An 11,965-nucleotide genomic window follows, 5' to 3' on the forward strand; every position below is an offset into this window, starting at 1 on the left:
GAGTCCGTCCGGCCCTCAGCATCGGCCGGCCCCGTGTGGGTGCGCAGGACAACGGCGCAAGTCGTGAACCCTGATGCTCCAGTGGCCCCTGTTACCCGCGCCCCGGAGCCGGGCTCTCGAACCGGGCAAGGCCCAGTCGAAAATTTTCTGGGTTCCGATGGATTCTTGCAACCATCGGCGCTAATCTATCGCTCAACACACCGCCGAAACATGACCGCAACACCCGCGCAGCGGGGGTGGTCGCGGTCCTCGCCTAACACCCGATGCGGGCACCGCCATGGCACCACGGTCCAGCCGAGCCGATGGCGCCTGTCCCGGTGCCGCCACCGGGAAAGGAGACCCCCCGAATGTTCCGGTCCCCCCACCGCTCCCCGCGCCCGTCGGCGCAACGAAGACTCGCCCGACTGCTCACCGGGCTCGTCGCCGCGGCGACGGCCACGGTCACCGCGCTCAGCGCGGCGGCCCCGCCCGCCACCGCGACGCCGCCCGGACCAGCCGCCGCGAACGCCGAGAGCACCCAGAACGGTACGGGTGCCCGGAACAACGGGAACACCCGCGACGCCGCAGCCGGGCAGGCCCAGGCCGCCGCGGCGGCGTACTCGGTGCTGGTGTTCTCGAAGACGGCCGGGTTCCGCCACGAGTCGATCCCGGCCGGGATCACCGCCATCCAGCAACTCGGCGCGGCGAACGACTTCACCGTCGACGCGACCGAGGACGCGACCGCGTTCACCGACGCCAACCTGGCCCGCTACCGGGCGGTCATCTGGCTCTCCACCACCGGTGACGTGCTCGACCCGACCCAACAGGCCGCGTTCGAGCGGTTCATCCGGGCCGGCGGCGGTTACGTCGGCGTCCACGCCGCGGCCGACACCGAGTACGACTGGTCCTGGTACGGCAACCTGGTCGGCGCGTACTTCACCAGCCACCCGGCCAACCAGCAGGCCACGGTGAAGGTCGAGGACCCGGCGCACCCGTCCACGGCGGCCCTGCCGTCGCGGTGGAGCCGGTTCGACGAGTGGTACAACTTCCGGACCAACCCGCGGGGTTCGGCGCACGTGCTGGCCAGCCTCGACGAGACCACCTACACCCCCGGTACGGGCGCGATGGGTGCGGACCACCCGACCGCCTGGTGCAAGAACTACGACGGGGGCCGGTCCTGGTACACCGGCGGCGGCCACACCAACGAGTCGTACGCGGATCCGCAGTTCCGGTCCCACCTGCTCGGCGGCATCCAGACGGCGGCCGGGGTGGTCGGTGCCGACTGTGGTGCGACGCAGACCAGCGGTTTCGAGAAGGTGACCCTGGACAGCAATACGAGCAACCCGATGGAGCTGGACATCGCGCCGGACGGCCGGGTCTTCTACCTCGAACGTGACGGCCGGTTGCGGATCATCAAGCCGGACACCCAGACCACCGTCACCGCCGCGACGCTGAACGTCTTCACCGGCAACGAGGACGGGCTGCTCGGTCTCACCCTCGACCCGAACTTCGCCACCAACCGGTGGGTCTACCTGTACTACTCGCCCAACGGTGGGGCGGCGCGCAACCTGCTGTCCCGGTTCACCATGAACGGCGACACCCTCGACCTGGCCAGCGAGCGGGTCGTCCTCCAGGTCGACACCCAGCGCAACACCTGCTGCCACTCCGGCGGCACGATGACCTTCGACAGCGCGGGCAACCTCTACCTCGCCACCGGCGACAACACCAACCCGTTCGAGTCCGGCGGCTTCACGCCCATCGACGAGCGGTCCGGCCGGCAGGACTTCGACGCCCAGCGCAGCTCCGGCAACACCAACGACCTGCGCGGAAAGGTGATCCGGATTCGCCCGGAGGCGAACGGCACCTACACCGTGCCGACCGGCAACCTCTTCACGCCCGGCACCGCGCAGACCCGTCCCGAGATCTACGCGATGGGCTTCCGCAACCCGTTCCGGATCGGCGTCGACCCGAGGACGAACGTGCTCTACGTGGCCGACTACGGCCCCGACGGGCAGGCCAACGCCGACCGGGGACCCGGCAACACGGTGGAGTGGAACATCGTCGGCCAGGCCGGCAACTACGGCTGGCCGTACTGCGTGGGCAGGAACGCGGCCTACCGGGACTACACCTTCCCGAACGGGCCGAGCGGAGCGGCGTTCAACTGCGCCGCGCCGGTCAACAACTCGCCGAACAACACCGGGCTGACCACCCTGCCGCCGGTGGTTCCGGCCACGGTCGACTACGACTACGACGCCAACCCGCTCTTCCCCGAACTCGGCGGGGGTGGCGCCCCGATGGCCGGGCCGGTCTACCGGTACGACCCGGCCCTCGCCTCCAGCCGCAAGTGGCCGGCGTACTACGACGGCAAGGCGATCTTCGGCGAGTGGAACCAGAACAAGCTGTACACAATGCAGGTCACCGCCGACGGGAAGTCGCTGGTGGACATCAACCAGCTGCTGACCGGGATGTCGACGATCCGGCCGATGGACTTCGACTTCGGCCCGGACGGCGCGCTCTACCTGATCGAGTGGGGCAGCGGTTTCGGCGGCAACAACGACGACTCCGGCATCTACCGGATCGACTACCGGTCCGTCGACCCGGCACCCATCGCCGCCGCGACCGCGCAACCGGTCAACGGGCGGGCGCCGCTCACCGTGGCGTTCAGCAGCGCCGGGTCGCGGGACCCGGAGGGACAACCGATCACGTACGCGTGGCGCTTCGGTGACGGAGGCACCTCGACCCAGGCGAACCCGACCTACACGTACACCACCAACGGCAACTTCACCGCCCAGTTGACGGTGACCGATCCCGGTGGCCGCAGCGCGGTGGCGAACGTGCCGATCACGGTCGGCAACACCGCACCCGTGGTGACCCTGACCCTGCCCCCGAACGGCGGGTTCTTCGACTGGGGCGCCCAGGTGAACTACGCGGTGACCGTCACCGACCCCGACGGCGGCACCATCGACTGCTCCCGCGTGACCTTGCAGTACCTGCTCGGGCACGACGAGCACGCGCACCCGTTGCAGCAGAAGACCGGCTGCTCGGGCTCCGTACAGACCTCGCTGGACAGCGGGCACGGCGGTGACGCGAACATCTTCGCCGTACTGGAGGCGACCTACACCGATCTGGGCGGACCCGGCGGGGCCGCGCCGCTGACCGGCCGTTCGCTGGTCCAGTTGCAGCCCAAGCGGAAGCAGGCCGAGTACTTCACCGGCACCGGTCGGATCGCCGGTGCACCCACCGGCGGTACGCCGGGCGTGCAGCGGGAGGCCACCACCGACCCGCAGGGCGGCTTCCAGAACATCGCCTTCGTCGAGAACGGCGACTGGTGGTCGTACACGCCGACCAACCTCACCGGGATCCAGTCGCTGCGGCTGCGGGCGTCCTCCGGTGGCACCGGCGGCACGGTCGAGGTGCGTACCGGTTCGGCCACCGGAACACTGCTCGGCTCGGTGGTCGTACCGGGGACCGGCGGGTGGCAGAACTTCACCGACCTGACCGTACCGCTGGCCGCCAGCGCCACGACCGGGCCGCTGTTCTTCGTGGCGAAGGCCGCGTCGGGCACCGCGGCGGGGACCTCCCTGCTCAACGTCAACTGGGTGGACTTCGTCGGGGCGGGCGTGGGCGGCAACACCCCGCCGCAGGTGACCGCGGCGGCGACACCCACCTCCGGCGCCGCGCCGCTGCCGGTGACCTTCACCGGCAGTGCCACCGACGCCGAGGGCGACACCCCGCTGACGTACGCCTGGGACTTCGGCGACGGCGGTACGGCGACCACCGCCAACACCACCCACACGTACGCCAGCGCCGGCACCTTCACCGCGACGCTGACCGTGACCGACGCGCGTGGTGCCCGGAGCACCGCCACCGTCGTGATCACCGTGACCGGCGGCCCGGCACCCACCGGATCGTCGAACGTGCACCTGTTCTACTACCCCTGGTACGGCAGCCCGACCGGACCCAACGGCGGCTGGCGGCACTGGCAGCAGGGTGGGCGCACCCCGCCGAACGACGTCGGGGCGGACTTCTACCCGACCCTGGGCGCGTACGACTCGGGTGACCCGGCGGTGCTCGCGCAGCACATGGCCTGGGTGAAGCAGTCCGGTGCGAACACGCTCGTCTACTCCTGGTGGGGCCAGGGCTCGTACGAGGACAACCTGGTCACCACCGTGATGAACGCGGCGGCCCAGCAGGGCATCAAGATCGCCTGGCACCTGGAGCCGTACAGCGGTCGCACCGCCGCCTCGACCGTCGCCGACATCAACTACATCAACACCCGGTACGGCAGCCACCCGGCCTTCTACCGGGCAGCGGACCAGGGCAACCGGCCGGCGTTCTACGTCTTCGAGAGCCTGCTCATCCCGGACTGGTCGGCGCTGAGCCAGGTCAACGCGAACAACATCATCCTGGCCCAGACCACCGACACCTCGAAGATCGCCGGCTTCTCCGGCATGTACACCTACGACGCGATCGCCGCGACGACCGCACCCGGCTGGGCCAACGCCAGCGCGTACGCGAAGGCGAACAACCTGATCTGGGCACCGTCGATCGGCCCCGGCTACATCGACGACCGGGCCGTGCCCGGCAACACCACCCCCACCCTGGCCCGCAACAACGGCGCCACCTACGACCAGGTGTGGAACAACGCCCTGGGTACGGCAACCGGTGGCCTGCCCACCTGGGTGTCGATCACCTCGTTCAACGAGTGGCACGAGGGCTCGACCATCGAGCCGGCCCGGAGCACGCCCCCGTCCGGGTTCAACTACCAGACCTACTCCGGCGCGTACGGGCGCACCGGGGCGTCGGCGGAGACGGCGTACCTCGACCGGACCGCGTACTGGGCGGCCGAGTTCGAACGGCTGCGCGGCGGCACCGGCGGTGGACTGGTCGCACAGCCGACCAGCGTCACCTTCGGCGCGCAGAACGTCAACACCAGCAGCGCAGCCCAGGCCGTCACCGTACGCAACACCGGCACCACCGCGGTGGCGCTGACCGGTGTGGTCACCGGCGGTGACTTCAGCCAGACCAACACCTGCGGATCGTCGCTGGCCCCGGGCGCCACCTGCACCGTCAACGTCACGTTCCGACCGACCGCCGCCGGGACCCGCACCGGCTCGTTGACGGTCACCCCGGCGACCGGGACCGCGCTGACCGTGCCGCTGTCCGGCACCGGGGTCAACCCGAGCAGCAACCTGGCCGCCGGTCGCCCGGTCACCGCCACCAGCGCCAACCAAGGGTACGCACCGGGCAACACGGTCGACGGCAACGGGTCGAGCTACTGGGAGAGCGCCAACAACGCGTTCCCGCAGTCGCTGACGGTCGACCTCGGTGCGGCGGTGACGGTCAACCGGGCGGTGCTCAAGCTGCCGCCGGGCTGGGGAACCCGTAACCAGACGTTGTCCGTACTCGGCTCCACGGACGGCACGTCGTACTCGACCGTGCTCGGCTCGGCCAGCTACACCTTCAACCCGGCCAGCGCGAACACGGTCACCCTCAACCTGCCGGCCGGGGCCCGCCGCTACCTGCGGCTGACCTTCACCGGCAACACCGGTTGGCCGGCGGCCCAACTGTCGGAGTTCGAGGTGTACGCCGGCGGCGGCACCGGGGGACCGGTGCTGTCGGTCTCGCCCGGCACCCTGTCGTTCGGCAGCCGTACGGTCGGATCGCCCAGTCCGGCCAGTGCGGTGACGGTCTCCAACTCCGGTACGGCGGCGGCGACCATCACCGGCGTCACCGCCACCGGGGACTTCGCCCAGTCCAACACCTGCGGTTCGAGTCTCGCGGCGGGGGTGTCCTGCACGGTCAACGTGACGTTCACCCCCACCGCCACCGGAGCCCGTACGGGCACCCTGTCGGTGGCCTCGAACGCGCCGGGCAGCCCGCTCACCGTGGGGCTGTCCGGCACCGGCACCGCCACCAACGCCAACCTGGCGGCGGGTCGGCCGGTCACCGCGACCAGCACCAGCCAGAACTACGGTGCCGGCAACACGGTCGACGGCAATCCGTCGAGTTACTGGGAGAGCGCCAACAACGCGTTCCCGCAGTCGCTGACGGTCGACCTCGGCTCGGCGGTGACGGTGTCCCGGCTGGTGCTCAAGCTGCCACCGGCGACGGACTGGGGGACCCGTACCCAGACCCTGTCGGTGCTCGGCTCCACCAACGGGTCGACGTACTCGACCGTCGTGGGCTCGGCCGGCTACACCTTCAACCCGGCCTCCGGTAACACCGCGACGATCACCTTCCAGGGCACGTCACAGCGTTACCTGCGGCTGACCTTCACCGCCAACACGGGTTGGCCCGCCGGCCAACTTTCCGAGTTCGAGGCGTACGCCTCCTGACGTACCACCACCGGTAAACGCTGCGGCGGTCTACTGCCCCTCCAGGGGTAGTAGACCGCCGCACGCCATGTTGGCCGGTCGTGTTCGCGAGATCGCTCAGGGGACCTTGGTGATCTAGTCTGGCTTACTCATCGCAACGAGTGAAGCAAAGGGCGGTATGAGTTACGCGGCGTTGATCCGGCCGGTGATTGACCGGGTGTACGTGGGCCTCCGGAACACGGCACGGGAGCGACTACGGGCGGTCTACGATCGGTACGGGGTTCGGCCCGGGTTCGAGAGCAGCTTCTACTTCGGATTGTTGGCCCGCCCGATGGCCGCTGACAGTTTCGCGGCAGCCACGATCTATTCCGGCTCCGATATGACCGTCGAGCTCGAACAGGGCATCGCGGAGATCGACGCCGACGGCGCGTGGCGATTGACCGATCGGGGCCGAGAGGTGGCGCTGGCCGTACAGCGTTGTGTGGGCGACTGGGCCGAGGAGCTCTGGGATCGCAAACCGATTGAGACGATGCCGGGGCTGGCCGTTGTTCCCCGGCTGGCGGACGTAGTTGGGCGCCTCTTGGAGGTGGGCCAGGCCAGCGGCGGGCCGGCCTTCCGAGCGATGGCCCCGGTGTACGAGCCACCCGACGCCACCGCTGCCCTTCGCCTGAGCTCACGGCTCGGGGCTTTACGCCACCACCGGGCCGATGCGCACCGGGCCGCCTGGGCCGGCGCCGGGCTCACTCTGGCGCAGCTAAGGGTGCTTTCTCCGCAGGACCCGCAACGGCACACCATCGAGAGTTCGACCAACCGGCTGGACGAACCCATCTACCTGGGAGTGTCAGCACGTGAGAGAGACGAGTTACTCGCCGGCCTGGGAGCACTGCCCGGCTGACGTCGTCAGTACACGGGGAGTTCCGCTGACTTGGTCATGTGTCCCGGCAATCACCTGACCGCCAACCTGACCGCAGCCACGCTGCGACTATCCGACCAACCCGACCGGCTGCATCGGCGAACCAATTTATCCGCATTGGCTCTGCCCCGTCCCGGCGTATGCCTCGACGATGTGCACCATGACCGCCTTCACGCCGAGCCCCATGAGCGCTCTGATCGACCTTCCGGTTCGCTATGACCTGGCGGAGAGCACATGTCCGCCGCTGAACTTCGGCGACATCGCCGATGCGGCTACGCTCGCCGCTGTCCCGTTGGGCTACGGCACCTCGCGCGGAGATGCCCGTCTGCGCGCCCTGATCGCCGAGGACACCGGGGTGGATGCCGAGCAGATCCTGGTGACGGTCGGCGCGATCGAAGCGATGTTCCTCCTGGCCCAGTCCACCTGTGCCCCTGACGACCGGGTTCTGGTGGCAACACCGTGCTTTCCGCCGGCTCGAACGGTCCCGGAAGGGCTGGGAGCACAGGTGGACCTGGTGCCCTTGTCGTTCGACGAGGGCTACCGGTTGCCGTTGGACCGGATCTCCGCGCAGCTCGGCCCACGCACACGCCTGGTGTCCCTGGCCTCGCCACAGAACCCGTCCGGTGTGCGATTCACCGAACAGGAGTTGGGCGCGTTGCTCGCGACGGTACGGGAGCGCGCACCGGACGCAGTCGTTCTGGTCGACGAGACCTACCGGGAGTCCACCTACGGCGACGCGGTGACACCGCCCTCGACGGCGACGCTGTCGACGCAACTTGTCACCTGCTCCTCTCTGTCCAAGGCCCACGGCGCGCCCGGCCTACGCGTCGGCTGGTTGACCACGACCAACCCCGCGCTCTACGACCAACTGCGTGAGGCCAAGTTCCTGACCACAATCGCCTGCTCCACCGTCGACGAATTCCTTGCCGCGCAGGTACTTCGGCAGCGGACCGAGATCCTCGTGCCTCGCGCGAAGCGACTCCGGGAGGCGCTCGACGAGCTACTGCACTGGACTCGGGAACAGCAGGTCGAATTGGTCCTCCCGGACGGCGGAGCCATGTGCTGCCTGCGCCTGCCCAAAGACCGGTTCTCCGACGACGCGGTCCGGACCTTCTACGCCCGCCTCGCCGCGCGCGAGACCCGAGTCGCGCCGGGGTCCTGGTTCGGCGAGCATGACCGGGTCTTCCGGCTCGGGTTCGGCCACCTGCCAGCCAGCGACTTCACCGCGGCCCTCGAACGCCTCGCAGAGGCCCTCGTCCCGAGTAGCTGAAAGGAACTCGTGATCCGCGCCGTCGCGCCCCGCCCGGTGACGTGACTCCAGAGCCGCCGCCGGGGCTGACCGCGTGGCCAGGCCCCGACGGCACCTCACGCGGGACGCTCAGCGCCCGGCGGGTGGGCTGGAGTAGACCGTCGGGTCGCCCTGGACGATCCAGACCTGGGGGCGGTCGATCGGCACGAACGAGCGGTCGCCGCCCGGTTCGCGGGTCGACGGCACGCTGTCGCCGTTCGGCAGGTGCATGATGAAGTTGACCGGACTGGTGTCCGCGACCAGCGGGATGTCGTACTCGGCCCAGCCGTTCTCGATCCGGGTCGGCGGCAGCGGACGGTCCCAGCCGATCGTGGCCAGGGTCGCCGGGTCGACCGCGTCACCCCAGAGGTGCAGCCCCCACTGGCCGTAGTCGCCCGCCGGCCGCAGGTAGTGCAGGGTGGCCGTGGGGATCGGCGGTCCGGCAGCGCGTACCCGCCGGGTGGCGCTGGTGACCCGCGTCCCGTTCGGCTCGGTGAGGATCGCCCGGTACTCGACCACCGTGTCGGCGGCCAGGTTCAGCGGCGTCAGGTCGTCGAAGACGGTGTAGACCGGTGCGGACGCGTCGGTGCCGATCCGCTGCCACGCACCGCCGGCAACGCGGCGTTCGACCCCCACCACGTGCGTCGCCCGGTCCGGGTCCGCGGTGGTACGCACCTCGACCCGCCCCCGTACGCCACTGCTCTCCGCCGGTGCGGCGATCGTCAGCGCGGGCGGCGGAACCACGGCGGAACGTACGCCGGTCTGGGCGGTGTGCCGGTTGTTGTCGAGCACCACCGCCCGGTACTGCACCGGCGTGCCCGGAGCCAGCCCGGACACGTCGTGGAACACCCGGTACGGGACGGTGTCGTCGGTGCCGATCGACTCCCACCGGCCGTTTTTGCCGACCCGGGCCTGGAAGGTGACCTCGTTGAACGAGGAGCCGGCCAACTCGGCGGCGATCCGGATCCGTCCCGGCGTCTCGGGGGTGGGGACCGGTGCGGCGAGCGAGATCGCGGGTGCCGCCTTGGACCGGGGGAGTTGTCCGGTCGACTGGTAGACCAGGGTGCTCAGCGGCGGCACGGTCAGCGTCAGTTTCCGGTCGCCGCCGGTGCGTACGCGGTGGGTGCCGTCGCCGTACACGGAGGTGAAGGTGTGTCCGGCGAGGTAGGTCGGGATGGCCGCGGTCTGCGGCTGCTCGCTGTTGTTGGTCGCGACCACGTACTCGCGCTGCTCGGTCCGGTCGAGCCGGGAGTAGGCGTAGATGCCCGGACCGTCGGTGGCGTAGCGGTGCTGGTGGGTGCCGTCGCGCAGGGCAGGGTGGCTGCGGGTGAGCGCGGCGAGCCGGCTGATCGACCGGTAGAGCGGGTGTCCGGGTACGAAGTTGTCCTGCCCGTGGGTGGCGTCGGTGCCGATCAGGTCGTCGTCGAGGTACGCCGGCACCTGGCTGGCGAACATCGTCTGCCGGGCGGCCTGGTCCCCGCCGGGGCCGGTGAAGCCCTGCTCGTCGCCGTAGTAGACGACCGGGTTGCCCCGGGACAGGTACATCAGCTCGTGCGCCAGCCGGTCGCGGGCCAGCAACTCGGTGTCGTCGGCGCCCGGGTTGTCCGCGGCGACGAAGCTGCCGATCCGGCCCATGTCGTGGTTACCGAGGAAGGTCGGCATCTGATAGACGTTCGAATCTCGATCGGTGTACCAGTCGTCGTCGGTGAAGAAGGTGGCGAGCTGGCTGGTCGGTTGGCCGCGTGAGGCGAAGTTGCGAGCCGCCTCCTGGAACGGGAAGTCGAGCACCGCCTGCATTCGGTCACGGGTGGTGAACTGCGAGGTGAACGCGCGGGTGGTGTCGAACACCTCGCCGAACATGAAGAACTCGGACTTTCCCTGGCGGTGTGCGTACCGCAGGACCTCGGGGCCGAAGCGTTGCCAGAACTCGTCGTTGACGTGCTTCATCGTGTCGATCCGGAAGCCGTCGATGCCGAAGTCGCCGATCCACCGCTGGTAGATGTCGATCATCCCGTCGACCACCCGGGGGTTCTCGGTGAACAGGTCGTCCAGCCCGAAGAAGTCGCCGTAGTACGAGTCCTCGCCGGTGAACGTCGTGTCACCCCGGTTGTGGTAGAGCGTGACGTCGTTGAGCCAGGCCGGCACCTTCAGATCCCGCTCGGCCGGATCCAACACCGGCGTGTACGGGAACGACCTCTCCGGGCTCAGCGTCGGGAAGCTCGGCTTGCCCGCGCTGTCCCGGTCGTCGAACGGCACCCCGGCGGCGGTCCGGTACGGCACCGCGTCCTTGCCGGTGTACGCCATCCGGGCGCCCTGCTGGTAGCCGATGACGTCGGCGGTGTGGTTGGTGATGATGTCGAAGTAGACCTTCATCTCCCGGTCGTGTGCGGCGTCCACCAGGGCCCGCAGGTCCGCGTTGCTGCCCAGGTGCGGGTCGATCTGGGTGAAGTCGGTGATCCAGTAACCGTGGTAACCGGCGGACGGCCCGTCCTCGAGCTGGACGGCCTTGTTCTTGAAGCTGGGGGTCAGCCAGATCGCACTGGTGCCGAGCCCCCGGATGTAGTCGATCCGGTTCAGCAGTCCCTTGAGGTCACCGCCGTTGTAGAAGCCGGTCCGGGTCGGGTCGAAACCGGACACGAGGGGGTCGTCGCCGAGGCCGCCCCGGTCGTTGCCCGGATCACCGTTGGCGAACCGGTCGGCCATCACGAAGTAGAACGACTCGTCGGTGACCGGTGCGCGCAGCGAGTGCAGGGCCTGCGGATCGTGCCCGGAGCCCTTCCCGCTGGCGCTGGCCGGGACGGCGGGCAAGGCCATCGCCAGCATCACCGACAGCAGCGCGGCGGTACGGGAACGGATCGACATGTTCGACTCCTCCTGGGCGGCGGTCGCGGGTGGTGGTCGCGGTGGTGGTGAACGCCCAGTACAGGTTGCCGTACGTCATCGATGGACGCCAGACGATGCCGCGCACCACCGATCGGCGGCCCGGCGTCGCCCCCGGCGTCCCGCCGCCCGCGCTCCGGCGTGTGATGGCCACCCGACCGGGCTGAGTCGTTCCGCCCACCGGGTGGGCGGCTTTTCGCGTTTCCGGACCGCCGGTGGGGCGAAATGCGAAACTTGTCGGCAAGTGGAGGTTCGCATGGTCAGCAAGCAACAGGTACTGCATCTGGTTGACCTCGGCCACGGTTACTCCGAGATCGGCCGGCTGCTCGGCATCCCGGCCGGTCAGGCGTACCTCGTCGCGACCGGCATCCCGGCCGACGGGGGAGACACCGTGACCGGGCGGCAGCGGCAACGGCCCGGCATGCTGCCGTCGCACTCGCAACGTCTGGTGAACCCGAGGGAGATGAACCCGAGCTACTCCGAACGGGTGCACGAGTGGATCCGGACCCGCGCGATGCGGGACCGGGGCCCGGACAGCGGCTCCCGCTGACCGTTGACGGGCCGGTTCGGGGGTCCCTCCGGGAGGGC

Annotated in this window: 5 protein-coding genes; 4 read left to right on the top strand and 1 reads right to left on the bottom strand. The window is 69.7% G+C overall.

The window, feature by feature from the left end; all coding sequences use genetic code 11:
- Nucleotides 1-347: 347 nt before the first annotated feature.
- The 3 genes from OIE47_RS29295 to OIE47_RS29305 all read left to right on the top strand — a co-directional run bounded on the left by OIE47_RS29295 (nucleotide 348) and on the right by OIE47_RS29305 (nucleotide 8,479).
- Nucleotides 348-6,317: a ThuA domain-containing protein gene (locus tag OIE47_RS29295; protein ID WP_326557745.1), complete on the top strand. Its 5,970-nt coding sequence runs from the start codon at nucleotides 348-350 to the stop codon at nucleotides 6,315-6,317.
- Between the two features lie 157 nt (nucleotides 6,318-6,474).
- Nucleotides 6,475-7,191 carry a hypothetical protein gene (locus tag OIE47_RS29300; protein ID WP_326557746.1) on the top strand — a complete coding sequence of 239 codons (717 nt, stop codon included), beginning with the start codon at nucleotides 6,475-6,477 and terminating at the stop codon, nucleotides 7,189-7,191.
- A 178-nt stretch (nucleotides 7,192-7,369) separates the two neighbouring features.
- Nucleotides 7,370-8,479: a pyridoxal phosphate-dependent aminotransferase gene (locus OIE47_RS29305; protein ID WP_326557747.1), complete on the top strand. Its 1,110-nt coding sequence runs from the start codon at nucleotides 7,370-7,372 to the stop codon at nucleotides 8,477-8,479.
- Nucleotides 8,480-8,587: 108 nt separating this feature from the next.
- Here OIE47_RS29305 and OIE47_RS29310 read toward each other — a convergent pair whose 3' ends face one another.
- Entirely contained in the window at nucleotides 8,588-11,359 is a 2,772-nt protein-coding gene (locus tag OIE47_RS29310; protein ID WP_326557748.1) for an alpha-amylase family glycosyl hydrolase, read from the bottom strand.
- Nucleotides 11,360-11,633: 274 nt separating this feature from the next.
- Here OIE47_RS29310 and OIE47_RS29315 point away from each other — a divergent pair, with 274 nt between their 5' ends.
- Nucleotides 11,634-11,927, top strand: a complete 294-nt coding sequence (locus tag OIE47_RS29315; RefSeq protein WP_326557749.1) for a hypothetical protein — start codon at nucleotides 11,634-11,636, stop codon at nucleotides 11,925-11,927.
- Nucleotides 11,928-11,965: the final 38 nt, after the last annotated feature.

The organism is Micromonospora sp. NBC_01796 (genome assembly GCF_035917455.1).
Taxonomy (GTDB): domain Bacteria; phylum Actinomycetota; class Actinomycetes; order Mycobacteriales; family Micromonosporaceae; genus Micromonospora_G.

Coding starts and splice junctions, on each gene's coding strand:
- OIE47_RS29295 (WP_326557745.1), top strand. CDS start 348: ATGTTCCGGTCCCCCCACCGCTCCCCGCGCCCGTCGGCGCAACGAAGA.
- OIE47_RS29300 (WP_326557746.1), top strand. CDS start 6,475: ATGAGTTACGCGGCGTTGATCCGGCCGGTGATTGACCGGGTGTACGTG.
- OIE47_RS29305 (WP_326557747.1), top strand. CDS start 7,370: ATGACCGCCTTCACGCCGAGCCCCATGAGCGCTCTGATCGACCTTCCG.
- OIE47_RS29310 (WP_326557748.1), bottom strand. CDS start 11,359: ATGTCGATCCGTTCCCGTACCGCCGCGCTGCTGTCGGTGATGCTGGCG.
- OIE47_RS29315 (WP_326557749.1), top strand. CDS start 11,634: ATGGTCAGCAAGCAACAGGTACTGCATCTGGTTGACCTCGGCCACGGT.